Raw genomic sequence first — 26,744 nt, forward strand, 5'->3', positions numbered from 1 at the left:
GTCTAGATGGACGCGGAGGGCCGCGCGGGCTACGGCTTCTATCTGGAGGGCAGTGCGGACTGCCGGGGGACCGACGGGGAGAGTGCCCGGGTGCTCCCGGGCACCGCCGCACCGCACTTCGGCTCGGTCGCCTCCTGGACATCGCCGGCCGACGAGCACATCCACGCCGCCGTCCAACGGCTGCGCACCGACGGTACGGCACTGATCAGCTACGACCCCAACGTCCGCTCCGCCCTCCTCGCGTCCCGGGGCGCGGCAGACAGGCCGTCGAGCGAAGCGTCGGCGTCGCCCACGTCGTCGAGGCGAGCCGCGAGGACATCGAGTGGCTCTACCCCGGCACCCCAGTCGGGCGGGTTGCAGCGGGCCGGCTGGGTCTCGGTGCTCCGCTGGTCGTCGTCACTGATGGTCCTGGCGGTGCTCACGCCTTTTCCGCGCGGACAGAGTCGCCGTGGCCGGAGGGTCGCGGTGGTGGACACCGTCGGGGCGGGTGGCGTCGGTGTCTCGGCGGACCGGCCTGCGTCAGTGGGTGCGTGTGGTGATGAGTGACGGGGGTTTTGTGGTGTCCGGTGCGGCTTCTCAGCCGAAACCGAACGCCCCAAGACCCCCGCCGCGTTCATGAGCCGGCCGGGTGTGCTGCCGGGGCTTCGGCGTGCTCTGGCAGCACACCCGTGGGCGGGTCACTTCCAGATGGATGCCAGTTGCCATGCCTGCAGGCTGGTGAGTTCGGTGGTGCCGTTGTCGGCGAAGAGGTCGACGCCTGTGCTGGAGGGGTCGGGGAAGATCTGGTCGGTGAGGACGACCTGTTCGCCGAGCGCGTTCTCGGCGTAGACCTCTACGGAGGAGGTGTCGACCAGGACGTGCAGGCTCAGCGGCTGGCCGTCGAGGGCGAGCGGGGCGTGTTCGGTGCTGGAGAAGGTGGGATCGAAGTCGACGTCGCCGGAGGCGGTGCGGTCGAGGTAGACCTCGCCGGTGGTGGTGTCGTAGCCGATCCGGGTGCGTTGCCCCGCGCCGGTGCGGACGTCGAGGCCGAAGCGGTCGGCGGTGCCCGGGGTGAGTTCGGCCCGCAGTTCCAGAGTGGTGCCGTCGACGCCGAGCGGGACGGTGCCGTTACTGACAGCGGTGGTCGGCACGGTGGTGGTGGTGCCGCGCAGGGTGTCCAGTTCGCTGACGGGCTGCTGGATCAACTGGGTCGTGCCGTCGACGGTCCGCAGCGAGAGTTGGCGGGGGAAGGTGTCGGCGCTGCGCCAGGGGCTGGTGGGGATGGTCTGGCCGTAGTTCCAGCTGTTCATCCAGGCGATCATGACGCGGCGTCCGTCGGGGGCGTCGGTGAAGCTGTTGGCCGCGTAGAAGTCCTGGCCGTGGTCGAGCCAGTGGGCGCGCTGGGTGACGGACAGGGCGGGCTTGTCGGCGGCGGTGAACTGGTCGGCGAGGACGTGTCCCCAGCCGCCGGTGTTGGCGTCGACGATCTGGAGCTGGACCTGCTTGCCCTTGTATGAGGTGGTGTTGAAGGAGGCCCAGTCGAGGGTTTCGGAGTTGGCGCCGGTGGCGCTCTGCACGATCTTGCCGTCGACCAGGAGGTTGACGCCCGTTTCGTCGGAGTGGGGCTGGGCCTGGGTGTCGGAGAGGACGGCCTGGTCGAGGTCGATGTGGCCCCAACTGCCCGTGTTGGCGTCCACGACCTTGATCTGGGCCTGCTTGCCCTGTAGGTCGGACAGGTCCCAGGAGGCCCAGTCCAGGGATTCGGCGTTGGCGCCGGTGGCAGAGCGCACCACCTTGCCGTCGACGACGAGTTCGACGGCCGTGGGGGTGTCGGAACTCGCTGTGTGGTAGCCGCCGCCGATGAGGAAGTCCAGGTACTTCTTGTCGATGGTGAAGGCCGGCGAGGTCAGGGTGCCGGTAGAGGCGTCGCCGTTCAGGTAGGTGTTGACGAATCCGTTGCCGAGGTAGCCGGTGACCTGTTGCTGGTCGGGGAGGGTGCCCTGGGCCGGCCGGGTGCCGAAGGCGTCGCCGGTGGTGGTCCAGTCGCCGAGGGGGCTGGAGTAGGCGCTGCCCTCGAAGTCGGCGAGTGTTTCGCCGGTCGGTGTCGGCTCGTCGCCCAGAACGGAGCCGACCCGGTGGGGGTGGTTGCCGCCGCCGACCTTGAAGTTGATGTAGTCGCCGGTCACGGTGAACGCGGGTGAGGTCAGCGTGCCGGTGGAGGCGTCGCCGCCGTGGAAGCTGTTGGCCAGACCCGTCCCGTCGAAGCCGGTGACCGTGCTCTGTCCGTCCAGTGCCCCGGCCGCCGGCGCGCCGCCGAACGCGTTTGTGGCGGCCGTCCAGTCGCCGAAGGAGCCGGACTCGAAGTCCTGTAAGACGGTGCCGCTCGGCGGGGTGTAGGTGCCGCTGTCGTCGGCGGTGAACTTCGTGCCGTCGAAGTCGCCGACGAAGTACTGGGCGCCGGAGCCGCCTGCGATGGCGCCGGGGTTGAGGTTGACGGCCAGGACCCACTTGGTCTTGCTCGGGTCGCCGTCCACGGACAGTGGGAACAGGTCCGGGCACTCCCACACCCCGCCGGTCGCCCCGGCCGGGCCGAAGTCGCTCAGGTGGGTCCAGTTCTTGAGGTCGGCCGAACTGTAGAAGGAGATCTTGTGCTGGTCGGAGAGGGCGACCGTCATCAGCCAGCTCTTGGTGGGGGCATACCAGAAGACCTTCGGGTCGCGGAAGTTGACGGAGTTCAGGTCCAGGACCGGGTTGCCGGAGTACTTGGTCCAAGTGGTGCCGCCGTCGGTGCTGTACGCCAGGGACTGCCGCTGGACGCCGGTGGACTTCACCAGGCTGGTGTAGACGGCGACCAGCGGAGGATTGGCCTGGGTCCCGAAGCCGGTGGTGTTGTCCGTGTCGAGGACCACGCTGCCGGAGAAGACCATCTCGTTGTCGTCCTGGGGGATGGCGAGCGGGAGTTGCTCCCAGTGGACGAGGTCGGTGCTGACGGCGTGCCCCCAGGACATGTTGCCCCAGGTGTTGCCGGACGGGTTGTACTGGAAGAACAGGTGGTACTGGCCCTTGTACCAGATCAGGCCGTTGGGGTCGTTCATCCAGTTCTGGGCCGGGGTGAAGTGGAACTGCGGGCGGTACTGCTCGTGGTAGAGGGTGTCGGCGGCGGCCGGCGCCGCGGCGAACAGGGCCAGCCCGGACAGGACGGTCAGGGCCGTGAGAAGTCTGCGGCCGGGACGGGTGGTTGGGGACATGGCGCTCCTTGTGCGGGAATCGGATGTGCGGTGCCGGGGGACGGGTACCGCGGGGGAGGTTCCACGCCTGGACGCTGAAGTCGGCGGCCCGGGCATGCGGCGGCCGGGGGGCGTCGGAGAGCGGGTGGAAGCGCAGGGTCAGGGCTTCTCCGGTGGGACGCGCGGTACATCCCTGGTGCACCGATTCAGGGGACACTCACCTCACTCGGAGAACGTCTGGCCAGCAAACTGGACCACCTGACCGGCCACACCTTCAAGATGGAAGGACTCATGAATCACGGGCGCTGATCAGATGATGACCAAGAAGGAGAACTCCGGCTGGCGATGGGTCCACGGGACCTGACCCTTCGTCAGGGCGAGAGGTCAACGTCTTCATGATGTGCGGTCATGTATGACAACTGACGTGGCGCGTGGCTCGGTTCACCTTGCCGTCCCGGGATCGGATAGGGCCGTGCGATGACCGCCCGGCGCCGAGTTCGCGGCCGAGATCGGTGGCGCTCATGGTCTGGCCTGGGCGTTCGGGCGCGGTGGAGGAGGCCAGGGGCGAAGCTGAGGGGGGATCAGTGCCGACGCCGATGAGGGCGGCGCCGAGGAGGATGCCGGTCAGCCCGGGCAGTATTGGCGCCGGCCAGTCCGATGGCGGTGACCAGCAACCCCACCGCGATGCCGGATCGGGCTGTCAGGCGGGGGTTGTCCAGCGCGCGCCCGGTCCGCGGCTGGGCGGCGGCCGCGCAGGCGGCGAGCAGGACACGGCGACGCCGGTGGCGACCGTGCCGGCCGGGCGGCGCGCGGCCAGCGGATCGCTGGAACTTTCGTGCCCGTCAAGTGACTGCAGCTGTGCAGACGGTCTACTGAGCTGTAGACAAAGCGGGGGTGAGGGCCCCCGTGACCAACACGAGTTACGAGAGGCGGCCGGTCGACGGGCTTGAGGCCGCCGTCATGGCCGCGCCGCGAGACGCCGGGGCCCCGCTCACGCCAGGTTCGGTGTGGCCGGCGGTGGCGGGGAGACGGCGGTGACGGCGCCGCCCTGTCCGGGCTTAGCACCCGCTAGTCGCCGTGGGGGCGGAGTTGGTGTTCGTAGGCGAAGATCACGACCTGTACGCGGTCGCGGAGCTGCAGTTTTGTGAGGATGCGGGTGATGTGGGTCTTGATCGTGGCCTCGGTGAGGAAGAGACGCTCGGCGATCTCGGCGTTCGACAGGCCGGCGGCGATGAGGTGGAACACGTCCCTTTCGCGGGCCGTCAGTTGGGCGAAGAGCGCGCCCGCGTCGTCCGCCCGGGGCCAGGGGGCGATCTGGGCGAAGCGGTCGACGAGACCGCGGGTGATGCGTGGGGTGAGGACGGCGTCGCCGTCGGCCACGGAGCGGATCGCCGCCCGCAGCACGGCCGGGACGACGTCCTTGAGGAGGAATCCGCAGGCTCCTGCACGGAGGCCTTCGAAGGCGTATTCGTCGAGGTCGAAGGTGGTGAGGATCAGGACGCGGGAGGCCGTGGCGGTGGTGATGCGCCGGGTCGCCTCGATGCCGTCGAGGACCGGCATGCGGACGTCCATGAGGACCACGTCCGGCAGTGTGTGCCGGGCGAGGTCGACCGCTTCCTGTCCGTTGGCGGCTTCGCCCAGGACGGTGATGTCCGGCATCGTGTCGAGGAGGCTGCGGAAGGCCATGCGGACGAGTGCCTGGTCGTCGGCCAGGAGAACCGAGACCGTCATCGTGGGTCCGCCAGCTTCAGCTCGCCGGACACGACCCATCCGGACGCGGTGGGCCCCGCCCTGAGGTCACCGTCGAACATCGCGACCCGTTCGCGTATCCCGGTCAGTCCGTTGCCGGCATCTCCGTCGGCGCCGGTGCCTGGGACCGGCCTGCCGTCGTCGGTGACGCTGAAGGCGGCCGTGTCGCTGCCGCAGTGCAGGACGACGTCCACTGCCGAGGCGCCGTGGGCGTGCTTGACGACGTTCGTGAGGGATTCCTGGAGGATGCGGTAGAGCGTGGTCTGCGCCTGCGCGCTCAGGGCCGTGCGGCTGCCGGTCTCGGTGAGCCGTACGTCCAGGCCGGTGCCTCGGGTCTGGTCCACCAGGTCGGTGAGCGAGGCGAGGTCGGGCTGCGGGGCACGGTCGCCGTCGTCGTCGGCGCGCAGGACGCCGAGGAGCCGGCGCATTCCGGCGAGGGACTGCCGTCCGGTCGCCGCGGCCTGGAGCATCTTCTGGCGGGCGCCCTCCGGATCGGTCGCCGTGGTCGCGGCCGCCGCCTCGGAGAGGGCGACGGTGACGACCAGGCCGTGGGCGACGATGTCGTGCATCTCCCGGGCGATGCGGGTGCGTTCGGCGGCCGCGGCGAGCTGCGCCTGCTGGGCGCGTTCCTGTTCCAGGCGTTGCGCGCGGTCCTCGATGGAGGCGAGGTAGCGGCTCTGGGCGCGCACGGTGGTGCCGAGGAAGAACGCCGCGGCGACCAGCCCGCTGAGGATGATGAAGACGTCGTTGATGCTTCCGGCCGGGGCGAACCGTACCGCCACCAGGCCGACGCCCAACTCGACGGCGGCCGCGGCGCCGAGCGAGTGCCGTAGACCGCGGTGGGCGGCGACGTTGTAGAGCGCGACGAGCACCGCGAACTCGGAGAACGAGACCGTGTCGAGTGCCCAGGTCACCATCGCCACGGTCCAGCAGAACCAGAACACGAGGAGCGGAGCCCGGCGACGCAGCACGAGGGGAGAGATCACCGCGACCGCCAGCACCCAATTCAGCACGCCCGACCGGTTGTAGAGCAACTCGTGCGACGCGGCGACGGCGCACAGCACGGGCGGCCCGAGGAGCAGTACGAGGGACACGGACGGGCGGCCTCGGGACGGTCGGTGCGCCGGGTGGAGATGCTTCACCTCGCCGACGTTACGGAAGGGCGCTCCCAGCGGCATCAATCGAAGGTCTTACATCCGCCGGAAAGTGGCCACCATCGTCGGATGTGCCGGTCCCGGTGGCGCTCCTAGCCTCGCGGCATGCGTACACGACCAGCGACCATGGCCATGAAAGTGCCAGAGGTCGCCCTCATTTTCTGGATCGCGAAACTGTGCACCACCGGGTTCGGTGAATCCTTCTCGGACTACGTCTTCTTCAACGACTACATCGGACAGCACCTGGCCATGCTCATGGGTCTCGGCCTGCTCCTCGTATGCCTGGCCGTGCAGATGAGCACCACGAAATACATTCCCTGGGTCTACTGGCTCGCGGTGACGGCGGTGAGCATCTTCGGAACGATGTCGGCGGACTTCCTGAACAAGGATCTGGGAATGCCGCTCTATGCCTCCACACTGATGCTGGTGGCCGTCCAGACGGGCGTCTTCGCCGCCTGGTACGCGACGCAGCGCACCCTGGACGTGCACAGCATCAACAACCGTCTGCGGGAGCTGTTCTACTGGCTGACCGTCCTGTGCACCTTCGCTCTGGGAACAGCCGCGGGCGATTTCGCCGCGGTGACTCTGGGGCTCGGCACCCTGGCCTCGTCCTTCGTCTTCCTCGGGATCATTCTGATCCCGGCAGCCGGTTATCGCTGGTTCGCTCTCAACGAAGTCCTGGCTTTCTGGTTCGCCTACACCATCACCCGCCCCCTGGGCGCCTCCGTCGCGGACTGGCTTTCCGTACCTGCCCCTTATGGGGACGGACTTCAATTGGGCACCGGGCCCATCAGCCTCGTCCTCGGGATTCTCCTCACGGGAGTCATCGCGCTGGTCGCATCACAACACCGCCGGTCCGACCCCTCGAATGTGGCACCCGTGGAAGCGGCCGCGGAGGGCCGTTGACGGGGGCGGAGAAGAACCGGCCCCGACAAGCCGTGGTCGCCGCCAGGTTGCTGACGGTGACCACGGGACCGAGTCGGGCGGTCGCTTCCGGGAAGCGAGGCCGGGCACGAGGCTCGATGCCGTTCGCCATCCGTTCCTCAGTGGTGAACACGTTCCGCATCGGTTCCTGCCGCCAAGGCCGCAGGAGAAGGTGAGTGCAACGCCGAGTACGGGAGCGCGCCGGACCAGGCCCGGAACGCGAACGCCACCGCCCTTGAGGCATATCAAGCCTGCCGTCGCGCCACGTCCGAAAGTCAGCGCCGTCTCCTCGCGGACGACGAGTACATCAGTGCCGGACATCGCTCACCTCCCGCGTCTCCAGCGCGATCACTGGGTCGCGACCCGGACCAGCTCCATGCTGTGCGTGACAGCACCGCGCAGCCGTCCGCGGCGCGTTCTCGGACCATCCGCAGCATCCGCAGCATCAACTGCTCGGTGCCGCCGTCGAGTTCGCCGGTCGGCTCGTCGGCCAGCAGCACGGCGGGGGAGTTGGCCAGGGCGACGAGCAGCCCGGCGCGTGCCATTCGCCGCCGGACAATTGCCTTGGCACGGCGTGGTCGCGCTGTGCGATCCGACCTGTTCCAGCAGTGCTTCGGCGGTGGCCTCGGGGCGGCCGCGCACGGCTCGCTGGGCCAGGTGGATGTTGTCGCGGACGGTGAGGTGCGGCAGCAGATTGCGGCTCTGGAGCAGCACGACGATGTGGCGGGCGCGCAGGCGGCCCCGCTCGGTCTCCGGCCGGTGGCTGATGCGGACGCCTGCCACCCGGACCTCGCCGCCGGACGGCTCGTCAAGGCCGGCCAGACACCCCAGCAGCCTTCGTCCGACGACCCGGACGTACCCGTCGGGATTGAGCACCGCCATGTCACCGGTCCGCTACCACCCGTCGGCCGTGAAGGCGGCCTCGGTAGCGTCGGGCCGGTTGAGGTAACCGTGAACAGATTCCGCCGGCGCACCTGGATCTCCCCGACGGTCTCGGAGTCGTACGACGTGGTCGCCGAACTGTCTTCCTCCACCAGCCGCAGCTCCACACCTACTGTGCTGGCGCGGGGTTCACCGTCGGCCTGCACGCTGCTGTCACCAGTGTCTCTGTCATGCCGTACCGCTCGATGACCTGCCGCTCGGTCCCGGCCGTGATCCGCTCGTGGTCGTGCACGGGAAGGGCGGCGGAACCGGACACGAGCAGCCGCGCCCGCCTGAGCCCACTGACCAACTTGGCCTCCCGCATGTCCGCGAGGGAGGCGCCCAGTTCATGCCGGGCGCTCTCCACCGGGTCCGGGTTGTGGTCGGCCATGCGGCGCAGCAGGACCAGATGGAAGTCGAGGGGCGTGAAGGGGTTGGCGGGCGTTCAGCGGACGGCATGTGTCCCATCGTCGCGCGCGGCACTGACAGCGGTCGCGGGGACGAGCCGGACGGGAAGTTCGCGCCAGCCGTGAGCGATGAACGAGGGGACCTGTTCGAGTTCGGCCTCGTCGACCGCAAGGCAGATGTCCGGGAAGCGGGCGAAGAGCGCGGGCAGTGCGGTGAGCGCCTCCATCCGGGCCAGCGGGGCGCCGATGCAGCGGTGCACGCCGATGCCCAGGGCGAGATGCCCGTCCGCGTTTCTGGCCGCGTCGAACAGGTGGGCGTCCGGCCCGAAGCGCTCCGGGTCGTGCCCGGCCGCGGCGATCGTCGTCAGGATGGCCTCGCCGGCCCGGATCGTCGTACCGTCCGCGGTCGTGATGTCGGTGACCGCGTAGCGCAGCGGGTCGTTGGCGATGGACGGGGCCCAGCGCAGTGTCTCCTGGACGACCTGGTCCCAGGTCAGCCGGCCGGCGAGCACCCGCTCCAGTTGGTCGGGGTGGCCGAGAAGGGCGTGGACGGCGTTGCCGATCAGGTTGACGGTCGTCTCGAAGCCGGCGCCGATGACGAGCAGAAGGGTGTCGAGGAGCTCCCCCTCGGAGAGCCGATCACCCTGGTCGCGGACCGTGATCAGCTCGGTGGTCAGGTCGTCGCCGGGGTTCCGGCTCTTCTCCGCGATCAGCTCCGGCAGCACCGTAGCGATCTGTTCGAGGACGTCCGCCGCATGCTCGGCGGTCCCGGTGGTGTCCATGATCGCCTCGATGAGCCGTGCCACGGCGGCACGCATCCTGGCGGGCACACCGAACAGCTCGCAGATCATCCGCATGGGCAGCGGGTGCGCGAACGCGGCCCGCAGGTCGACGACTTCGCCGGCCGGTATCTCCTCCATCGCGTCGAGCAGGCCGGCGGTGATCTCCCGCACTCGCGGCAGCATGGCCTCGGTGCGATGGCGGGTGAAACTCGGGGCGACGAGCTTGCGCAGCCGGGTGTGGTCCTCGCCGTAGGTGCTGAGCATGTTGACGATGGCCGTCCAGCTGTAGATCCACGCCCACTCCGGTGTGCTGACGGCGGTGTCCCACAGGGCTCAGTGCCGACGGGCGTCTCTGCTGACACGGGGGTCCAGCATCAGCGACTTCAGCAGTTCGTACCGGGTCACGGCCCAGGCGGGGATGCCGCCGGGCAGTTCCACCCGTACGAGGGCGCCGAGCGCGCGCAGACGCGCGGCCTCGGCGGGAATGGCCCTGCCGTGGGGGTCGAGCACGATGGGCCGGTGGGTGTCCACGGACTCTCCTCGGGGTTGTCGGCGACGGGGCGGGACGGAGAACGCGGGCGGGAGGGCGCAGGGCTCCGGCGGGCGCTCACGGCAGGGCGGCGGCCGTGTCGCGCCGGGCTCCGGTGAGCCGTATCGCCTCGCCCAGCAGCCCCCGCAGGATGAGGCCCATGCTCTCCTCCAGCGCCCTCATCGCGACCGGGTTGATGATCGGCTCCAGGCTGGGGATCCCCAGGTCGAACTCGCAGGTGAACAGCACGGTCGCGTCCAGACCGGCCTGGGCGATGTCCCAGGTGCCCGTGAAACGCGCGAAGTCACCGGTGAGCTGGTCGAAGGTGATCCGCCGGGCGACGGGATCCATGACGTCCCGCTCGGTCCACCGCAGCAGACCGCTGCGGAAGCGCACCTCCCAGGCGGAGTCCACGGTGCCGGCCCGGCCGGGTGTCACGGTGACGGACTGGACTGTGTCCGTGTACTCGGTGTACCGCTCGTAGTCCTGGACCCGGTCGAAGACGTGGGTGGCATCGCCGCCCGGGACGATCGCCTCAATGCGTACGTGGCAGGTCATGCCGTTCTCCTCCTCTTTTCCTTCATCGCGGTTTCGGGCTCTCATCGGGGTGCCGGGCTGTCGGGGTGCCAAGGCGTGCGCCGTGGTCATCCGAGTACCAGCGGGCCGCCCGCGAAGGCGGCGCACATGCCCTCCGCGGCCCACCTGCGCGAGGGCGGATGGAACTTCAACGCCGCCGAACAGGCCGCGAGATACGCGGTGTCGTCGGTGGAGACGTACTCCATGCCGCCCAGCGCCTCCAGGCATCGCGGCACCACCCGGTCGATGGCGTCCTGCGCCGAGAAGCGGCAGACCAGCGAGCGGAGCAGGTCGTCCTGGCCGAGCGGCCGACCCGTGTCCACCACGGCGGCCGCACCGCGGATGCCGCCCATGGCCGACTCCAACTCCACCAGGATCGCGGCCCGTTCGGCGGCGCCCGCCCGCTTCGCCAGCATCACGCGCTCGGCCAGCGCGCTGGCCATCCCCACGTACGAGGCGGCCATCAGCAGTTCGAACCACACGAAGCCCACGGTCTGGACGGGGTCCAGCGTGCGGTCCTCCCCGAGGCCGGTGCGGATCACCAGGTCCGGCGGCACCCGGACGTCGTGCAGCCGGACCTCGTCGCTCTCCGCTCCGGCCAGGACGAAGCTGCCCCAGAACGGATGCACGGAGATACCGGAGCTCGCGGCGGGGACCACGGCCACGGCGAGTTCCGGGGCCGTCTCCGGGTCGAGCGTCACCGACACGCTCAGCAGGTCCATCGACCCCGACAGGCTGCACGGCTTCTTGACGCCGTTGAGCACCAGGTCGTCGCCGTCCAGGTGCGCCTTGATGGAGGAGTCCAGGATCGACTGGCCCGACCGGCCCTCGGCGAACCCCGAGGCGACCAGCAGCCGTTGGTCGGCCACGGCCTCCAGCAGCATCCACTCCATGCCCCGCGCGATCTCGTACGCCTGGACGAGCCCGGCGACGGAGAGGTGGTGCATGGTGGTGGCCACCGCCAGCGACGGGCTGCGCGCACCGATCGCACGCTGCAACGACACGGCGTCCTCGGCGCCGATGCCGAGGCCCCGGTGCTCCGCCGGTACCAGCAGCGCCGGACCCCCCGCGGCCTTGAACATGGACAGGGCGGGTCCGCCCGGCCGCTCCCGTTCTCGTTGCGGCAGTGCGGCGAGCCGGTCGTCCAGCCCCGGAAGGAACCGGTCCAGCACCGCGCGTTCGGGCTCAAGAAAGTACATCGCTCTCTCCTCCTCGGTCTGCGGGCCTGCCATGAAGCCGGCGCTCACGCCGACGCCCGGGCGCCGAGCCGGTTGGTGATCAGGTGCCGTACCGACGCCCGCCAGGCGTCTTCGTTGGCCCGCGCTGCCGCCGCGGCCCGGTGACCGGGTGCGTCCGCGAGCGAGTTGGGCAGCGGCTCCTCGTTGAAGAGAACGGACGACATGTCCAGCAGCCGGTCCAGCCGGGTCTGCGCCCACGCGGGTACCACGTCGAAGAAGGCCGGCCGGACCAGCCGTTCGACGACATCGGGGGCCAGCACCCGCAGCGGACGGACCGCGATGCCCGCGTCCGCCGCCTCCTCGACGATCACCTGGACCAGCCGGTCACAGGTCAGCGCGTCGGCGCCACCGCTGAGCCAGTACTCGCCGGACCGCGCGCCCTCATCCAGCAGTGACACGATCGCCCTTGCCACCACGTCCTGCGGGACGAAGTCCACGTAGCTCGCCGGATCGCTCGGTACGAAGGGCAGGCGGTTGCGGAGCACCTGTTGGGCGAAGGTGTGCAGGCCCTGTGGTTCGGAGATCGCCCCGGTGACGGAGTCGCCGATGATGATCGACGGGCGTACGACCGTCACCCTGCCGCCGGCCGCGGCGACCGCCTCCTCGCCGGCCATCTTGGAGGCAACGTAGTCCGCTGGACTGTTCCCGGCCCGCTCGGCACGGTTGCCGCCGGCCGCCAGGATCTCCCGGTAGCGGGCCACGTACGCGGTGCTGACGTGGATCATCGGGGCGCCCGCGTCGGCCGCGAACCGGGCGACCCGTCCGGCCCCTTCGACGTTGAGCGCGTGCATCGACGCACGGCCGGAGCCGAAGGCGACCATCCCCGCGGCATGAACCACCGCGTCCGTCCGCGCGCACAGGCGCCGGTAGCAGGCGACGTCCAGCCCCAGCCGGGGCCGGGTGACGTCGCCGGCCAGGACCTCGCCGCACGGAGCCGGCCGCCTGTGGTGCGTCAACGCGATCACCCGGTGGTGGCGCAGATACGGCAGCAGGGCGCTGCCCAGGACACCGCTGCCGCCGGTGACCAGCACGGTCTTCGGGTGAGTTGTCTTCGCGGGATTCTTGCCGTTCGCCGGCATGCCGTCAGCCTTTCGGGAGCCTTCGCGGCCGTGTCGGGCCAGGGATTCGGGTCAGTGGGGTTCAGGTCGGCGGGAGACCGGTCAGGGGTCAGGCCGCCAGGGACTTCGCCATCGCGGACAGGGAACCCTCGACCGCTTCCAGCAGCCGGGCCTCCTGCGACGGGGAGAGCACGGCCGGCGGGGTCAGCCGGACGACCGGATGGGCGTTGAGGGAGTGGTTGACCACCACCCCGTGGTCGACCATCTCCAGCAGGAACTCGCCGGCCGCCCCCGCGTCCACCAGCTCGATCCCGATCAGCAGCCCGGCACCGCGGACCTCGCGGACGAGGCCGGGCGCCCGTTCGGCGGCGACGGCCCGCAACGCGGGCAGCAGCCGGGCGCCGATGGAGGCGGCCCGTTCGACCAGTCCCTCGTCCCGGATCACCCCGATCGTCGCGCTGACGGCCGCCATGGCGATCGGTGCGCCGGAATAGGTGGAGGTGTGCAGGAAGGGGTCGGCGTCGAACGGCTCGAACGCCTCCTGGGTGGCGAGCGTGGCCGCCACCGGAAGCACCCCGCCGGACAGCCCCTTGCCCGCCACGAGCACATCCGGTCGTACGCCCTCGGCTGCGCAGCCCCACCAGGAGCCGAGCCGGCCGAGTCCGGTCATCACCTCGTCGACCACCAGGAAGGCACGGCGCTCCCGGCACAGCGCGGCCACCGCAGGCAGATACCCCGGCCGTGGCACGATCACGCCGGCCTCGCTCTGCACCGGCTCCACGACCACACAGGCGTCCGAGCCGTCGCCCAGCGCCGCCGACAGCGCGTCGGTGTCGCCGTACGGCACGTGCTGGACGTCCGGCAGCAGGGGCCGGAACGGGTCCTGGTAGAGCGCGTTCGCCGTCAGGGACAGTGCGCCGAGGGTCTTGCCGTGATAGCCGTTCCGCATCGAGATCAGCCGTCGTCTGCCGTGCGCGCGGGCCAGCTTGAGGGCGGCCTCCACGGCCTCGGTACCCGAGCCGGAGAAGTGCACACGGTCCAGGCCGGCCGGCGCGACACCGGTGAGGGCCTCGGCGGCGAGTCCGGAGACGGGGTCCAGGAAGAGCCGGGTGGACAGCGGCAGCCGCCCCGCCTGCCGCTGTACGGCGGAGACGATCCGTGGGTGGCCGGCACCGGCGAAGAACACGCCGTAGCCACCGCAGTTGAGGTAGGTCCTGCCGTCGGTGGAGGTGATCTCCGCGCCTTGTGCGGACTCCTCCACGATGTTCCCGAACATCGCCGCCAGCCTGCCGCGGCCCGTGCTGAGATGCCGCGCGTGCAGCGCGGCCAACTCGCGTTCGGTAAGCGTGTGTTCAGGTGCTCGCGTCCCGCTCACTGAGCATTCCCCCGTGGTCACGTGCTACGTGGTGCGACGCGGTCGATGAACCGGAACCGTCCGCGGCTCCGGTCGCGGTCGGTGCGACGGGCGCCGGCCTCCGCCGGGCACGTCCGGAGCCGCTTCCCCCCGTCGGCCTCGCCCTCAGCCGCCTTCCGCGCCGGCCCGGGCCTTCTTCCGACGAGCATGGGCCACGGCCGGACGGCGGGTCACGCCCCGGTCCGCTCAGCGGAACAGCAGTGCTTGCGTGGGCGTGACGGCGGTGACGGCGGGCGTCCGGGAGGAAGAGGACGGAGTTGATGCAGCGGGGGTGGTTGCGGAAGGGGAGGAGACGGCCCAGCAGGCCCTGGGACACCACGTGTTCGGCGCTCGCCGATGTTCCTCCAGGGAACATCTCGAGCGGCAGCGAGGTGTCGCCGGGCAGCACCCCGCCGTCGTAACGGAGCATCGCCAGATAGGTGACGACCGGTGCGATCGGCTGGATACGGGACTCCGGTTCGATGAAAGGGCGGGGCGGTCGCGGGACGGGATGCCCGTCGCACCGCGCCGCGCGGCACGGCCGGTTCGCTGCCGTCCACGTCGATCTTGATGAAGCCGACGTCCCGCAGGCCGGGTCCGTCGAGGGTGACGCACGGGACCTCCAGCGCACGGCCGTGGATGCCTCGGCGGACCAGCGGGAACACCCCCCGGTCGCCCGCGTCGTCCGGCGGCAGCCACAGGCGGGCGATGCCGGGGGAGCGGCGGTTCGGGGTACTGCGCGGGGACGCGGCCGTCCGCTCCGCAGCTTTGAGAGGGGGATGCGCAGTGGATGTCCGGTCCGCGAGTGGGGTCGAGTGAGGTTGGCGGGTCGGGTATCCGCGACAGAGGGCAGGGGGGCTGGGTGACCATGTCCCGCGATCCGGGGTGCGGTTCAAGGTGACCCGTCGAACTCTTGTGGCACCATCGCCGTTGTGGATGACCGTATGGAGGACGTGGACTGGTCCGGCTTGTTCCATGCGTCAGGCCGCGCCTGCGACACGCCGCGACATCTGGCAGCTCTCCTCAGCGACGATGCGGGGGCTTTCGTCGACGGGTACGCGCACCTGTGGTCGGCGACCCTTCGCCGCGAGGGCAAGGCCTGGCCTGCGACGGCGCCTACCGCGCTGCTTGTCGCCGAGCTCCTGGACAATCCGCTGCTGGGCTCCGACGATCCCTCGCTGCCCGACGCGATGCTCGCCTATCTGTACGGAGTCGGCGTCGCCGCCGACCTCGGCGACCGGGCTACGGAGATCCGTACTCGGGTTATAGACCGCGCACCCGAACTAGGCGCCTGGACTGTCGAGTACCTGTCGGCCGATGCGGATGGCCGGGCCCGGATGTGGCAGGACGGCACGGGACTGGGTGAACTCGTCCTCGATCAGGCGGCGCTCGCCTGCTTCGACCTGGCTCCCGCGCTCTTGCGGCGAACACTGCTGTACCTCGAGTCGGAACGTGTCAGGCGCAGGACATGCGCCGCCGCAGCCGTTGGGTCCCTGGCACGGCATCCTGCAGCCTCGGCGCAGCGTCCGGAGCTGCTGGAACAGTTGACGTATATGGCCCGGGCCGCCGATTCCTCGTACGACCTGGCGACGATTTTGATTGCCGTTGGCCACCTCGGCGGTGACACGCGTCCGTGGCTGACTGACCCGCATGCAGGCGTTCGGGCCTGCGCGGCACTGGCGCCCGGCCTTGCCGACGACGACACGGCGGACGAGGTGCTCATGGAACTGGCGCGGTCGCCGCAAGCGTTCGGCAAGTCCTTCGGTGACTTGGCTCCGCCCCTGCAATTCCAGTTCAAGTCGGACCAGGACCTGCTCAGAGGGCGGCGCGTGAGCTGATGTCTGGTTCGCGAATGGGGTTTGAGTGAGGCTGGCGGGTCGGTTATCTGCGACTTGATGTTGCTGGGCGCGATCTCCACGTCCATCGCCTCGCACACCGCCCGTGCCCGCAACGGGGCGTCGGCCGCGGCGAATACTGCCGGCACCGTCAGCTCCGCTATTGCCTCCCGGGTCGTTTCGGCCAGCGCGGCGGTCTGCCGTTCCCGCTTGTCCAATCGCACCAGCAGCGATCTGAACCGCTTCGGGATCGATGGAGGCTGCGGACTGTCCGGGTTAGGTGGAGTCGAGTACGGACTTGGTGTGCATGGCGGGGACGTTGGTGGAGCCTGGTTCAAGGCCAGCGGGATAAACAACTCCTCGGGGCTGGTGAACGACGGACTGTCCTCGTCGTGCGCCAACAACGGTTCCACCGTGTGGAGTTACAACCAGGGCCTGGCCATCGGTGCTTCACCGAACTGTGGAGGACGACTGATGACAGCTCGCTGCTCACCACGGCGCGGACGCTGGCGGACGCGGCGATCAGCAGTCCGACGCTGACGTCCGGCGGGGTGCTCACCGAGTCCTGCGATGTCCGTCCGGCGTCCTGCGACGACAACCAGAAGCAGTTCAAGGGCATCTTCATGCGGAACTTCGCCGACCTCGCGAAGGCGACCGGTTCCAGCACCTACCGGGCCTACTTTGAGAAACAGGCCGACACCCTGTGGGCTTCGGACCGGTCCACTCTCAACGCCCTCGGTGAACGCTGGGCGGGCACCAGCCCGAACCAGACCGACTGGCGGACGCAGGCCGCGGCGCACTGGAGGCGCTCACCGCCGCCGCGGGCTGAGCCGCAGTGTGGGTGCGGGACACCTGGGTGAACGGCGGCCTGGTCGCGCTGCTCGGGCCAGGCTTGCCGCACAGCAACACCCACACCCGAGGAGCAGACGATGAGCGTCACCCACACGGACACCGTGACCTGGAACAACACGGCCCTCGACGAGATCGTCGCGAACGACGCGGACCGTCCCGTCCTGTTCACCAACGCGCGGGTCCTGACGATGGACCCGCTGATCGGCACCATGACCGGCGCCGACGTCCTGCTCGTCGGCGCCGGTCATGGTGGGCGTCGGCCTGGGCATCATCACGGCGGCCGGGGACGACAACGCCATCGTCGTCGACTGCACCGGCATGACGGCGGTTCCGGCGGTGGTGGACACCATCGCGCTCGTCGGCGGACGCGGTCAACGCCCAGATTACGTAGGGACGTTGACGCCGGGGAACACGGGCGACGTGCTCGTCGTACCGGACGCACTCGCCCCGGACGTGGCGGCCGCGCAGGCCACGCTGCTGACCCGGCCGGAGGAGGTCCGCGCCCTGATCGCGGCCGGCCGGTGCTCTGGTCGGGCATGGAATGGACGCCCCCGGCCGCGCCATCGCCCCGAGGCGGGCATCCCGGCCGCCCAGGACCTGACCGGCGGCCCGCGCGTCGGCGTCTGGATCGACGAAAACGACGTCCTGCACCAGGAGTTGACCGCGGACGGCCGCTACGACGAGACCCGCGGCGGCCGTCCGCACGCCTACGAGGGCCGCTACTGGATCGACGGCGACCGCATCGACTACCTGGTCGACCTCGGCTTCTGGGCGTTCGGCGAGTTCCGGGGCGAGGAGCTGCACCACGCGGGGTACACGATGCGGCTCGGCGCGCGCTCCCGGTCGTGACGGATCACGGGGTGCCGCTCCTCCGGAACCCCGCGCGCAACCGTGCCTCGGCATCGACGTCCCGGCCCGGACGCAGGTCCAGGGCCGCCAACGCCGCGCCGAGCAAGGGCGGTTCGGCGCACACCACCGGGCGGACGTTCGGCACGGCCGTCCGGAGGCGGTGTTCGACGCCGTCGAGGAGGGCCTTGTGGCCGGCAGCCAACACGCTTCCACCCAGGACGACTTCGGGGTCCGGGGCGGTGGCGAGTTGAAGGCGGCACAGGACGGTCAGCGCCATCCTCGCGATCTCCGACGCGAGCCGTTCCACCAGTTGGGCCGCGATCTCGTCGCCCTCGTCGCGGGCCGCGAAGACGGCCGGACAGAGTTCGCTGAGGCTGAGTGCGGCAAGGTCGCCGTTGTGGATGGCGGCGGTGACGTCGGCGACCGAGGCGAGGCCGAAGTGGTCAATCACCGCCGCACGCAAGGCTGTTCGCGGGCCGCGGCCGTCCTCCGCGCGCGCCGCGTGCCAGAGCGCCGACGTCCCTACGTCGATGCCGCCGCCCCAGTCCCCTGAGATCCGGCCCAGCGCGGCGAAGCCGGTGGTGCGGCCGTCGGGGGCGACGCCGACGCAGTTGATGCCGGTGCCGCAGACCACGCCGACACCCCATGGGCGGCTGGCCCCGGCGCGCAGGACGGCGTAGGAGTCGTTGTCGACGCGCTGCGTGACCGCCCACCGCCGGGCACCGACCGCTTCGCGCAACGCCTTGATCTCGTACGGCAGGTCGGCCCCGGCGAGGAACGCCGTGATCCCGTCCACCACGACGCCGGTCTCCACCCCCGCCGACGCCATCGCCTCCGTGCGCAACGCGGCGAGCACGTCCATCGCCGCGTCGACGCCGACCGCCTGCGGACGGAATCCGCCGCCCCGCGCGCGGCCCAGGATGGTGCCGTCGGTCCGCAGCACGGCCAAGTCGGTCTTCGAGTTGCCACCGTCGACGGCGAGCAGCAGGCCCGTCTTCATCAGGCCCACCACAGGTGTTCGCGGTTGGCGGCGACGAGCTTCGCCGCCAACTCCTCGGCCACCTTGACCTGCCCGACGAGCGGATGCGCCAGCAAGGCTGTGGCGACCCGGTCGACACCGCCGTGCAGGGCGGCTTCCAGGGCGAGTTCCTCGTAGGCCGTGACATGGGCGACGAGTCCGGCGAAGAGCGGCTCTACGGCCTTGACGGGCAAGGGAGTTGCTCCCTGCGCGTCGATGCGGGACGGGACCTCGATGACGGCGTCGTCGGGGAGGAAGGGCAGCGTGCCGTTGTTGCGGACATTGGCGACGCGGACGTCGCCGGTGTCGGCGGTGAGGGCGTGCACCAGCTGCACGGCGGCTTCGGAGTAGTAGGCGCCGCCGCGCCTGTCGAGGAGTGCGGGCTTCTCCGTCAGGGCCGGGTCGGCGTACATCGTGAGCAAGTCGCTTTCCATCTCGGCGACTTGCTGGGCGCGGGAGGGTTCGGCGAGCTGTTCGCGGAGGACCTCGTCGTGGGCGTAGTAGTAGCGCAGGTAGTACGACGGGACCACGCCCAGGCGGCGGACCACGTCCAGGGGCATGCGCAGCCGGCCGGCGAGGGCCTGGCCGTGTTCGTCGAAGATGCGCGGCAGGACGTCGACGCCGTCGAGCCGCACCGCCCGTTCCCAGGTGAGGTGGTTGAGGCCGACGTGGTCCAGGGTGACGCGTTCGTGGTCGACGCCGAGCCAGTCGGCGAAGGTGCGCTGGAAGCCGATGGCGACGTTGCAGAGGCCGACTGCCCTGTGGCCGGCGTCCAGGAGGGCGCGGGTGACGATGCCGACGGGGTTGGTGAAGTCGACGATCCAGGCGTTCGGGGCGCGCTTGGCGACCCGTTCGGCGAGGTCGAGGACGACGGGCACGGTGCGCAGGGCCTTGGCCAACCCGCCTGCGCCGGTGGTCTCTTGACCGATGCAGCCGCACGCGTGCGGGAAGGTCTCGTCGACGTGCCGGGCGGCCTGGCCGCCGATGCGGAGCTGGAAGAGGACCGCGTCGGTGCCGTCGATGCCGGCGTCCGGGTCGGCGGTGGTGGTGATCTTCGCGGAACTGCCCTGGCGGGCCAGGATGCGGCGGGCGAACGGGGCGATGACGTCGAGCCGGTCCGGATCGGGGTCGACCAGGGCGATCTCGGTGACGGGCAGGCCCAACCGGGCGAATCCGTCGATGAGTTCGGGGGTGTACGTGGATCCGCCACCGACAACGGTGATCTTCAACCTTTGACTCCTGTCAGGGTGACACCTTCGATGAAGGCCTTTTGCGCGAAGAAGAAGACGATGATCACCGGCGCCATCGCGATGAGGGTCGCCGCCATGGTGAGGTTCCACTGCACCGCGTGGGAGGTCTTGAAGGTCGCCAGGCCCAGGGCAAGGGTCCAGTGGGCGGGCGTCTCGCCGGTGTAGATGAGCGGGCCGTAGTAGTCGTTCCAGGCGTTGAAGAAGGAGAAGAGGCCGACGGCGACGAGCGCGGGGCGCATCATCGGCAGCACCACCCGGGTGAGGACGCGGAGTTCGCCACAGCCGTCGATGCGGGCCGCGTTGAGGTAGTCCTCGGGGACGGTGAGCAGGAACTGGCGGAGCAGGAACACCGAGAAGGCGTCGCCGAAGAGCGACGGGAGAACCAACGGCCAGATGGTGCCGGTGAGATGGAACCTGGCCCACATCAAGTACATGGGGATGACGAGGACTTGGGGCGGCAGCATCATCATGGTGATGACGCAGAGGAAGGCCACGTTGCGGCCCTTGAAGCGGAGTCGGGCCAGCGCGTAGGCGATGGGGACGCTGGACAGCAGAGTGGCGGCGGTCGCGGCGACGGCGTAGAGCACGGTGTTGGCGAGCCAGGTGCCGATCGGCGCGGTGCTGAAGACCGTGCGGTAGTTGGACCACTGCCAGTGGTGGGGCCACAGGCTGGTGGTGAGGGACTGGCCGTCGGTCATCAGCGAGGTCAGGAAAATGAACACGATCGGGCCGATGAAGGCGCAGGCCAGACCGACGGCGATGGCGTGTTCGGCGATCCAGATCAGCGTCCTGCGGCGGCCGGCCCGGCCGCGCGCGGCACGGTGGGGGGAGGCGGCGCGGGTCTGCCGGGCGGGTGCGGGTGCGTAGGTCGTGGTCATCGCGGCGGCTCCTCGGTGGCCAAGTACCGTGCGGGCGTGGCGACTTCCGGACGGGTGAGGCGGTGGGTCATCGCGGTGCCTCCTCGATGTCGAAGCCGGAGGCGCGACGGAGGAGGACGACGGTGAAGGCCATCGCGACCACGAAGAGCACCACGGCCAGCGCGCAGGCGTAGCCCGCGTGGAACTGGTTGAAGCCGGCGATGTAGAGCTGCTGGGGGAAGGTGAGGGTGGAGCCGTCGGGATAGCCGGGCGCGGCCTGGATGTTGCCGTTGGCGACCTGCGAGGCGACCATCGCCTGGGTGAAGTACTGGAGTCCGGCGATGACGCCGGTGACGGTCGCGAACAGCACGACCGGGGAGATCGTCGGCAGCGTGACGAAGCGGAAGCGGTGCCAGGGGCCGGCGCCGTCCAGTTCGGCGGCCTCGTACAGCTCGGCGGGGACTTCCAGCAGGGCCGCGAGGAAGATGACCATCATCGTGCCGCTGCCCCACAGGGCGAGCAGGGTCAGGGCCGGTTTGGACCAGTCCGGCGAGTTGAACCAGAGCGGTCCGTGGATGCCGAGCAGGCCCAGGATCCGGTTCACCGGGCCGGAGTTGGGGTTGAACATGCAGACGAAGGCGACGGTCGCGGCGACCGGCGGGGCCAGCGCGGGCAGATAGAACAGGGTGCGGAACAGGCTCGCCCCGGCCTTGAGCCGGGCGGTGACCATGGCCACGCCGAGGGCGAACAGCACCTGCGCCGGGACCATGATGACCACCAGCCAGGCGGTGTTGCGGACCGCGTGCCAGATCAGCGGGTCGCCGTCCAGCAGATAGCGGTAGTTGCGCAGCCCGACGAACTGGGCCTGGGAGATCATGTTCGAGTTGGTGAAGGACAGCCAGACCGTCATCACCAGCGGGTAGATCAGGAAGACGGCGAAGCCGACCAGGCCGGGGGCCAGGAAGAGCAGGACGCGCAGCCGGTTGCGGCGCAGTCGGGCCTTCAACGGGGCTGTGGTGAGCGGGAGTTCGGTGAGCTGGTGGGTGGCCATGCCGTCACTGCCCCAGCTTGAGCGCGGCGTTGTTCTGCTTGTCGACGGCGGCCAGTCCGGCCTTCAGGTCGGATACGCCGCCGCTCTGCCACTTCTCCACGAAGTGGCCGAAGTTGGTGAGGTAGGCGCCGCCGTCACCGCTGGCCGGCGTGGTCGTGGTGAGCGGGTTCTTGTAGACCTCGAGGAACGGCGCGAATACGGGGTCCTTGGAGAGGCCGAGCGCGGGCGAGTCGAGCGCCGCCGTGGTGGTGGGGACGTTGCCGATCGCGTCGGCGAGCGTGGTCAGCGCGTCGGTGTCAGTGGTGAGGAACTTGATCAGCTTCCAGGCGGCACCCGGGTGTTTGGCCCCGCGCGGCATGCCGATCACGTTGCCGCCGACGTAACCGGCGCCGTACAGCTCGGACTTGCCGTCGGCGGCCGGTATCGCGGCGGTGCCGTACTCGATCTTCGCCTTGTCGTTCTTGATGAAGGCGTTGCGCCACTCGCCGTCGATCATCATGGCCAACTTGCCGGTCTCGAAGGCGTTCTGGGCGGAGAACTCGTCGCCCATGCCCGCCTTGAACGTGACGAGCTTCTTCGCGCCGAACCAGTCGACGAGGCTCTTCTGCCAGGTCAGCGCCTGTGCGAAGGCGGGGTCGGCGCCGACGTTGGACTGGCCGTCGGCGGTGAGCCACTTGCCGCCCCAGCTGGGGACCAGGTGCTCGGTGAGCATCTCGTAGGCGCCCAGGTAGGGCATGAACCCTGCGGTCTTGATCGAGCCGTCGGCGTTGAAGGCGGTCAACTTCTTGGCGTCCGCCGCCAGTTCGGACATCGTCTTGGGCGGGGAGGTTATCCCGGCCTTCGCGAAGAGCTTCTTGTTGTAGTACAGGCCGAAGGTGTCGGCGAGCCACGGCATCGTGCAGCGCTTGCCGTCGAACGCGGTGTACGACTGGACGGCCTTCGGGATCTGGCTCATGTCGACGTGGTCGGCCTTGATGTCCGGGGTGAGGTCCTGGAAGGCCCCGCTGGAACACCAGCCGCCGACGTTCGCGGCGTTGAACGAGGACGCCACGTCCGGGGCGGTGCCGCCGCGGATGGCCTGGTTGACCTTGTCGTCGGTCTGTGCGGCGACGGCCTTGACGGCGATGTACGGGTATTTCTTGTGGAACTTGGCCAGCACCGCGTTGACCGAGGCGATCTCGTGCGGGGAGCTGAGACCGTGCCAGAAGGTGATGGTGACCGGGGTGGTGTCGTCGGCGCCGGTGTCCGCCTTCGACGTGGCGCCGCCGGTGGTGCATGCTGCGGCCAGTAGCGCCGTGACCGCGATCAGCGACCCGGCCAGGGTGCGGCGGGCGGTACGGGCGGTGCGGGTGACGGGCCCGCCACGGGACTGGGACATGGAACCTCCGGCGAATTCGCTTACCACTTATTGACCAGTGGGCACATGCTGGGGCACCATTTGGTCAGTGTCAAGCAAGTCCATCGGGCGAAGTCGCTGGAGATAGGCCATCAAAGCGTTACATTGCACCGGCCGAAGTTGAACCACTGGTAAAGAAAGTTGGTAGGAATGGTCAGCGGTGAGAGCCGTTGGGAGAAGCGGGAACGCATCCGCACCCACCTCCTCGACCTGGTCGAGGAGACCGGCCCCGGGCGTCCCCTCCCGGGCGAGCGGCAGCTGTGCGAGGAACTCGGGGTCTCCCGCCCCACTCTGCGCGCGGTGGTCGACGACTTCGTCCGCGACGGTCTGCTGCTGCGGGAGCACGGGCGCGGTGTCTTCGTCGCCCGCGCCAAGGTCGCCCAGCACCTCAGCGGCGCCGCCCCCGGGCAGGCCCAGGGGCTGGGCGTCGGCGGTGTCGACGGCACGTGGGCGAGCCGCATCCTGGACTTCAAGACCGTCGCCGCGGGACCCCGGATCGGCCGCCGGCTGGGCATCGCGCCCAGCGAGCAGATCCTGCGGATCACCCGGCTGCGTACGGTCGACGGCGACCCGATGTGTGTGGAGACCCTCCATGTCCCGCACGTACTGGTCCCCGGGCTGACCGCCCGCGACCTGGAGACCGACTCCTTCTACCGACTGCTCGGCCGGCGCTACGAGATCCTGCTGACCGACGCCGCGCAGAGCATCGAACCGACGGTCGTCGACGAGTGGGAGGCCGAGGTCCTCGGCGTCTCCGTCCACACCCCCGCCCTGCTCTTCGAACGGGCGGCCAGGGACGCGGACGGCCGGGTCGTCGAGTTCACCCGCTCCGTCTACCGAGGCGACCGCTACCGCATCTTCACCAAGCTGTCCCTGGCCGCCCGGCCCGACGGCGGACGCGTCGTCGACGGCTCCTGGTCGGCGGCCACCACCGTCCCCGGCGCCGACACCCTGGTCTTCGACCCCTACTGGACCAACTAGGCACCCCCACCCACCAGTTCACCGCGCCGGTCGGCCGGCCGACGCGGCGATCCCGCACGCCCTTCCCCACCCGGAAGACACGCCCCTCCCCACCAGAAAGGACCGCTCATGTTCCGTCACGCACTCACCGTGACCGGCGTCGTGGCCGCCACGGTCACCACCCTGCTCGCCTGTACGGCCTCGGTCCCGGTCGGCGCCACCCCCTCCGCCACCTCGGGTGTCCAGCTGCAGACCTGGCTCTACCCCGGGTCGACCGGCGACTCCACCTGCACCGCCAAGACCGAGTACGCCGACAACAGGGTCAAGAACGGCGCCCTCAACCCCGAGTACTGGTCGGTCGGCGGCAACGGCGCGGTGACCCTGGAGACCACCGCCGACGGCAGCTGCAACACCTACAGCGCGGCCAACGTCGCCGACCTCAAGGCGCACTCCGCGTACCAGTACCCGACCCTCTCAGGTATGACCACGGCCGACGTCCACGCCCTGGTCAGCAGAAACAGCACCCGTACGGCGGCCGTCACCAAGGTCACCTCCCTCGTCAGCGACGCCGGACTCAGCGGCGTCGATGTCGACCTGGAGGACTACTGGTCCTGGAGCGCCGCCGACTTCACCAACTACAAGACGTTCCTGAAGCAGTTGGCCACCGCCCTGCACGCCAAGGGCAAGCGCCTCCAGGTCGACGCCCCCGCGATGACCGAGGACGCCTCGTTCTACGACTACGCGGCGGTGGCCGCCACCGGCGCCGACGACGTGGTGATCATGGCGTACGACGAGGAGTTCGACACCGCCTCCGGCGCCCGCTGCCTGCCCATCAGCCCCTACGACTGGCTGAAGAAGGTCACCCAGTACGCGCAGAGCAAGGTCACCGACCCGAATCGCCTGATCATCGGCCTGCCGTCCTACGGCTACAGCGCGCCCGATCCGTGCGACCTCAACTCCGTGACGGGCAACATCCAGTTCAGCGCCATGAAGAAGAGCCCCGGCTTCTCCAGCAACCCGACCACCACAGAGAGCCGCCGCGACGCCTCCTCCGGCGAGATCCGCTGGGTCTCCGGCGGCGTCCTCTACGACTACGTCGACAGCGTGGCGATGGACCGCAAGCTCGCCGTCCTCAAGGGCCTCGGCGTCACCAAGGTCTCGGTGTGGTCGCTGGGCGGCGGGAACCCCTGGTTCTCCAACTGACCGATCGGCTACGCCAGTCGCACTGATGCGGCGGGCGCCCCCGGAACCCCGGGCGCCCGCCGCGTCGACTGCCCTTACCTCGAGGGCGTGTTGAGCACGTGATCAAAGGACGCGCTGACCTCGGCACGCAGCTCGGGAAGGTTCACGTCGAGGACCTCGCCGTCCCACTTGCGCGGCTGCCCGTCGACGAACACGGCGGTGATGGTGCGGGCGTCCGAGCCCAACACCAGTGTCCCGATCGGGTCGTTGAGCGGCATGTTGTTGATGTCCTCGGCCCGCACGACCAACAGGTCGGCCTTCTTGCCGACGGTGAGCGAACCGGTCACGTCGCCGAGCCCGTTGGGCCGGGCACCTTGGAGGGTGGCGAACCGGCCAGTACCCGGTCGCGGTTCTCTCGGACTGCGCCGTCTACGCCTCCGACGGGCCCTCCCCGCTGGACTTCCTGCCCTACCGGGACGGCAAGCCGCTGCCGGGCGGCTTCAAGCTCGGAGTGAACCCGGGCCTGGTGAAGTGGGAGGGTACCCAGAGCGTGCTGTCGGGCGAGGGTGTCCGCGAGCAGTTCAACGCCCCGGACCTCAACCTCGCCCGGTACATCAAGGACGGCACCGTCACCGACCAGGACACCGGGGAGTAGCAGGCGATGAGTACGTTCGGGGACGGCCTGGACGCCGCGGTGCAGAAGGCGTTCACCCGCCCGGCGCCCCAGAGTGCGCCTGCGCAGATGCGCTACCTGGTCAAGCAGCTCAAGAACACCAAGGCGGTCGCCCAGATGCCGCGCATCTCCCAGCGCACCGTCGAACGGTACGTCAAAGGCCAGATCAAAAAGCCGCGCCCGGACCTCGCCGCCCGCCTGGAGAACAAGGTGAAGAAGCGCTGGCAGCCGCAGATCCGGGCCAAGGCGCGGCATAAGGCGGCGACCACCGGCGGCATCGTCATCGACACCCGCGCCCGAATCGGCTACACCGCGCCGATCGGGACGACGGACGAGGACCCCCTCCGGCACCTGACGGTCGCGCTGCCGCCCCGGAGGCCAACCACGCAGTCCTCGCCCACCTAGCCGGCCACACCATCCACGCCCGGGCACGGCCGGGTCGCCGTCGCGGATGAGCAGCACCCGCCCGCAACGCGCGCATCGGCCGCGATACGGGCGCCGAAAACGACCAGGCACGTTCTTCGTCCCACTTGATCCCGTTCTCAACGAAGTGACGAGGGCCGGTGAGCGGCATACCGCCGACGTGAAACAGGGGCTCGCTCGCCGAACAACTGGGTACGCCAGGGCAATGAACCGCTCCGGGTCTGATGGAGGCTCCGGACTGTCCCGGGTTGGGTGGAGTCGAGTTACTTGGTTTCAAGCTACTGGTGGGGTGCGGAGTTCGTACTCCACCGGGCTGAGCATGCCCGGTGCGGAGTGCCTGCGCGGTCGGTTGTGGAAGATCTCCAGGACCCTGTTGTCCAATTGGTTCATGCAGTGAGTTCGAGGGCCGCGAGCCGGGAAGTTCTGGTCTGAGCGAGCGGGGTGCCGTTCCACCAGGCGTC

20 protein-coding genes and 7 pseudogenes are annotated in these 26,744 nt (G+C 69.9%); 9 read left to right on the plus strand and 18 right to left on the minus strand.

Annotated elements, in window-relative coordinates; genetic code table 11:
• Positions 1-6: 6 nt before the first annotated feature.
• Positions 7-546: a hypothetical protein gene (locus tag ABZT04_RS40685; protein ID WP_356064251.1), complete on the plus strand. Its 540-nt coding sequence runs from the start codon at positions 7-9 to the stop codon at positions 544-546.
• A 131-nt stretch (positions 547-677) separates the two neighbouring features.
• Here ABZT04_RS40685 and ABZT04_RS40690 read toward each other — a convergent pair whose 3' ends face one another.
• The 3 genes from ABZT04_RS40690 to ABZT04_RS40700 form a co-directional block, all read right to left on the minus strand.
• Positions 678-3,227, minus strand: coding sequence for a GH32 C-terminal domain-containing protein (locus ABZT04_RS40690; protein WP_356064254.1), 2,550 nt, complete (start codon positions 3,225-3,227; stop codon positions 678-680).
• Positions 3,228-4,274: 1,047 nt separating this feature from the next.
• A complete protein-coding gene (locus tag ABZT04_RS40695; RefSeq protein WP_356064257.1) occupies positions 4,275-4,937 on the minus strand; it encodes a response regulator transcription factor in 663 nt (220 codons plus the stop codon).
• Positions 4,934-6,097 carry a histidine kinase gene (locus ABZT04_RS40700; RefSeq protein WP_356064260.1) on the minus strand — a complete coding sequence of 388 codons (1,164 nt, stop codon included), beginning with the start codon at positions 6,095-6,097 and terminating at the stop codon, positions 4,934-4,936. The genes ABZT04_RS40695 and ABZT04_RS40700 overlap by 4 nt, the downstream gene beginning before the upstream one ends.
• A 117-nt stretch (positions 6,098-6,214) precedes the next feature.
• Between ABZT04_RS40700 and ABZT04_RS40705 the strand changes: the two genes are divergently transcribed.
• Positions 6,215-7,015, plus strand: a complete 801-nt coding sequence (locus ABZT04_RS40705) for a hypothetical protein (RefSeq protein ID WP_356064263.1) — start codon at positions 6,215-6,217, stop codon at positions 7,013-7,015.
• Between the two features lie 293 nt (positions 7,016-7,308).
• On the opposite strand, the gene ABZT04_RS40710 is transcribed toward ABZT04_RS40705, so the two are convergent.
• The 9 genes and pseudogenes from ABZT04_RS40710 to ABZT04_RS40750 form a co-directional block, all read right to left on the minus strand.
• Complete coding sequence (locus ABZT04_RS40710) at positions 7,309-7,578, minus strand: hypothetical protein (RefSeq protein WP_356064306.1); 270 nt, start codon at positions 7,576-7,578, stop codon at positions 7,309-7,311.
• Positions 7,579-7,669: 91 nt separating this feature from the next.
• Positions 7,670-7,816: pseudogene (locus ABZT04_RS40715) on the minus strand (ABC transporter ATP-binding protein); the annotation flags it as partial.
• A gap of 51 nt (positions 7,817-7,867) precedes the next feature.
• Positions 7,868-8,243 (minus strand): annotated as a pseudogene (locus ABZT04_RS40720) (AMP-binding protein); the annotation flags it as partial.
• A gap of 156 nt (positions 8,244-8,399) precedes the next feature.
• A pseudogene (locus ABZT04_RS40725) lies at positions 8,400-9,674 on the minus strand (cytochrome P450).
• A 76-nt stretch (positions 9,675-9,750) separates the two neighbouring features.
• Positions 9,751-10,230, minus strand: coding sequence for an SRPBCC family protein (locus ABZT04_RS40730; RefSeq protein ID WP_356064266.1), 480 nt, complete (start codon positions 10,228-10,230; stop codon positions 9,751-9,753).
• Positions 10,231-10,316: 86 nt separating this feature from the next.
• The gene (locus tag ABZT04_RS40735; protein ID WP_356064268.1) at positions 10,317-11,447 is read right to left on the minus strand and encodes an acyl-CoA dehydrogenase family protein; all 1,131 of its coding nucleotides are present in this window, start codon (positions 11,445-11,447) and stop codon (positions 10,317-10,319) included.
• A gap of 44 nt (positions 11,448-11,491) precedes the next feature.
• On the minus strand, positions 11,492-12,565 hold the full coding sequence (locus ABZT04_RS40740) for an SDR family oxidoreductase (protein ID WP_356064271.1): 1,074 nt from the start codon (positions 12,563-12,565) through the stop codon (positions 11,492-11,494).
• Positions 12,566-12,653: 88 nt separating this feature from the next.
• Positions 12,654-13,919: an aminotransferase class III-fold pyridoxal phosphate-dependent enzyme gene (locus tag ABZT04_RS40745; RefSeq protein WP_356064273.1), complete on the minus strand. Its 1,266-nt coding sequence runs from the start codon at positions 13,917-13,919 to the stop codon at positions 12,654-12,656.
• 265 nt (positions 13,920-14,184) lie between these two features.
• Positions 14,185-14,653, minus strand: a pseudogene (locus ABZT04_RS40750) (FkbM family methyltransferase); the annotation flags it as partial.
• A 228-nt stretch (positions 14,654-14,881) separates the two neighbouring features.
• Between ABZT04_RS40750 and ABZT04_RS40755 the strand changes: the two are divergent.
• The 3 genes from ABZT04_RS40755 (at position 14,882) to ABZT04_RS40765 (ending at position 17,473) form a co-directional block, all read left to right on the plus strand.
• Positions 14,882-15,775: a hypothetical protein gene (locus tag ABZT04_RS40755; protein ID WP_356064275.1), complete on the plus strand. Its 894-nt coding sequence runs from the start codon at positions 14,882-14,884 to the stop codon at positions 15,773-15,775.
• A 413-nt stretch (positions 15,776-16,188) separates the two neighbouring features.
• Positions 16,189-16,632 (plus strand): glycoside hydrolase family 76 protein, encoded by a 444-nt coding sequence (locus ABZT04_RS40760; protein ID WP_356064278.1) that lies wholly within the window; start codon positions 16,189-16,191, stop codon positions 16,630-16,632.
• Between the two features lie 238 nt (positions 16,633-16,870).
• On the plus strand, positions 16,871-17,473 hold the full coding sequence (locus tag ABZT04_RS40765) for an Atu4866 domain-containing protein (RefSeq protein ID WP_356064280.1): 603 nt from the start codon (positions 16,871-16,873) through the stop codon (positions 17,471-17,473).
• Positions 17,474-17,477: 4 nt separating this feature from the next.
• Here the strand turns inward: ABZT04_RS40765 and ABZT04_RS40770 are convergent, their stop codons facing one another.
• The 5 genes from ABZT04_RS40770 to ABZT04_RS40790 form a co-directional block, all read right to left on the minus strand.
• Positions 17,478-18,473 (minus strand): BadF/BadG/BcrA/BcrD ATPase family protein, encoded by a 996-nt coding sequence (locus ABZT04_RS40770; protein WP_356064283.1) that lies wholly within the window; start codon positions 18,471-18,473, stop codon positions 17,478-17,480.
• A complete protein-coding gene (locus ABZT04_RS40775) occupies positions 18,473-19,720 on the minus strand; it encodes a 6-phospho-beta-glucosidase (RefSeq protein WP_356064286.1) in 1,248 nt (415 codons plus the stop codon). The genes ABZT04_RS40770 and ABZT04_RS40775 overlap by 1 nt, the downstream gene beginning before the upstream one ends.
• Complete coding sequence (locus ABZT04_RS40780; protein ID WP_356064289.1) at positions 19,717-20,619, minus strand: carbohydrate ABC transporter permease; 903 nt, start codon at positions 20,617-20,619, stop codon at positions 19,717-19,719. Before ABZT04_RS40780 ends, ABZT04_RS40775 begins: the two co-directional genes overlap by 4 nt.
• A 67-nt stretch (positions 20,620-20,686) precedes the next feature.
• Complete coding sequence (locus tag ABZT04_RS40785) at positions 20,687-21,649, minus strand: sugar ABC transporter permease (protein WP_356064292.1); 963 nt, start codon at positions 21,647-21,649, stop codon at positions 20,687-20,689.
• Positions 21,650-21,653: 4 nt separating this feature from the next.
• Complete coding sequence (locus tag ABZT04_RS40790; protein WP_356064295.1) at positions 21,654-23,027, minus strand: ABC transporter substrate-binding protein; 1,374 nt, start codon at positions 23,025-23,027, stop codon at positions 21,654-21,656.
• 168 nt (positions 23,028-23,195) lie between these two features.
• Between ABZT04_RS40790 and ABZT04_RS40795 the strand changes: the two genes are divergently transcribed.
• Both ABZT04_RS40795 and ABZT04_RS40800 read left to right on the plus strand, forming a co-directional pair.
• On the plus strand, positions 23,196-24,026 hold the full coding sequence (locus ABZT04_RS40795; RefSeq protein ID WP_356064298.1) for a GntR family transcriptional regulator: 831 nt from the start codon (positions 23,196-23,198) through the stop codon (positions 24,024-24,026).
• 108 nt (positions 24,027-24,134) lie between these two features.
• On the plus strand, positions 24,135-25,208 hold the full coding sequence (locus tag ABZT04_RS40800) for a glycosyl hydrolase family 18 protein (RefSeq protein ID WP_356064301.1): 1,074 nt from the start codon (positions 24,135-24,137) through the stop codon (positions 25,206-25,208).
• Between the two features lie 74 nt (positions 25,209-25,282).
• Here ABZT04_RS40800 and ABZT04_RS40805 read toward each other — a convergent pair.
• Positions 25,283-25,576: pseudogene (locus tag ABZT04_RS40805) on the minus strand (amidohydrolase family protein); the annotation flags it as partial.
• Between ABZT04_RS40805 and ABZT04_RS40810 the strand changes: the two are divergent.
• Together ABZT04_RS40810 and ABZT04_RS40815 are read left to right on the plus strand one after the other, a co-directional pair.
• A pseudogene (locus ABZT04_RS40810) lies at positions 25,576-25,842 on the plus strand (transcriptional regulator); the annotation flags it as partial. The pseudogenes ABZT04_RS40805 and ABZT04_RS40810 sit on opposite strands and share 1 nt — an antisense overlap.
• 6 nt (positions 25,843-25,848) lie before the next feature.
• Positions 25,849-26,235: pseudogene (locus tag ABZT04_RS40815) on the plus strand (XRE family transcriptional regulator); the annotation flags it as partial.
• Positions 26,236-26,744 lie beyond the last annotated feature (509 nt).

The sequence above is a fragment of the Streptomyces sp. NPDC005492 genome, assembly GCF_040605995.1.
GTDB lineage: Bacteria > Actinomycetota > Actinomycetes > Streptomycetales > Streptomycetaceae > Streptomyces.

Coding starts and splice junctions, on each gene's coding strand:
- ABZT04_RS40710 (WP_356064306.1), bottom strand. CDS start 7,578: ATGGCACGCGCCGGGCTGCTCGTCGCCCTGGCCAACTCCCCCGCCGTG.
- ABZT04_RS40740 (WP_356064271.1), bottom strand. CDS start 12,565: ATGCCGGCGAACGGCAAGAATCCCGCGAAGACAACTCACCCGAAGACC.
- ABZT04_RS40780 (WP_356064289.1), bottom strand. CDS start 20,619: ATGACCACGACCTACGCACCCGCACCCGCCCGGCAGACCCGCGCCGCC.
- ABZT04_RS40785 (WP_356064292.1), bottom strand. CDS start 21,649: ATGGCCACCCACCAGCTCACCGAACTCCCGCTCACCACAGCCCCGTTG.
- ABZT04_RS40690 (WP_356064254.1), bottom strand. CDS start 3,227: ATGTCCCCAACCACCCGTCCCGGCCGCAGACTTCTCACGGCCCTGACC.
- ABZT04_RS40685 (WP_356064251.1), top strand. CDS start 7: ATGGACGCGGAGGGCCGCGCGGGCTACGGCTTCTATCTGGAGGGCAGT.
- ABZT04_RS40765 (WP_356064280.1), top strand. CDS start 16,871: ATGGTGGGCGTCGGCCTGGGCATCATCACGGCGGCCGGGGACGACAAC.
- ABZT04_RS40800 (WP_356064301.1), top strand. CDS start 24,135: ATGTTCCGTCACGCACTCACCGTGACCGGCGTCGTGGCCGCCACGGTC.
- ABZT04_RS40730 (WP_356064266.1), bottom strand. CDS start 10,230: ATGACCTGCCACGTACGCATTGAGGCGATCGTCCCGGGCGGCGATGCC.
- ABZT04_RS40755 (WP_356064275.1), top strand. CDS start 14,882: ATGGAGGACGTGGACTGGTCCGGCTTGTTCCATGCGTCAGGCCGCGCC.
- ABZT04_RS40705 (WP_356064263.1), top strand. CDS start 6,215: ATGCGTACACGACCAGCGACCATGGCCATGAAAGTGCCAGAGGTCGCC.
- ABZT04_RS40770 (WP_356064283.1), bottom strand. CDS start 18,473: ATGAAGACGGGCCTGCTGCTCGCCGTCGACGGTGGCAACTCGAAGACC.
- ABZT04_RS40790 (WP_356064295.1), bottom strand. CDS start 23,027: ATGTCCCAGTCCCGTGGCGGGCCCGTCACCCGCACCGCCCGTACCGCC.
- ABZT04_RS40795 (WP_356064298.1), top strand. CDS start 23,196: ATGGTCAGCGGTGAGAGCCGTTGGGAGAAGCGGGAACGCATCCGCACC.
- ABZT04_RS40735 (WP_356064268.1), bottom strand. CDS start 11,447: ATGTACTTTCTTGAGCCCGAACGCGCGGTGCTGGACCGGTTCCTTCCG.
- ABZT04_RS40695 (WP_356064257.1), bottom strand. CDS start 4,937: ATGACGGTCTCGGTTCTCCTGGCCGACGACCAGGCACTCGTCCGCATG.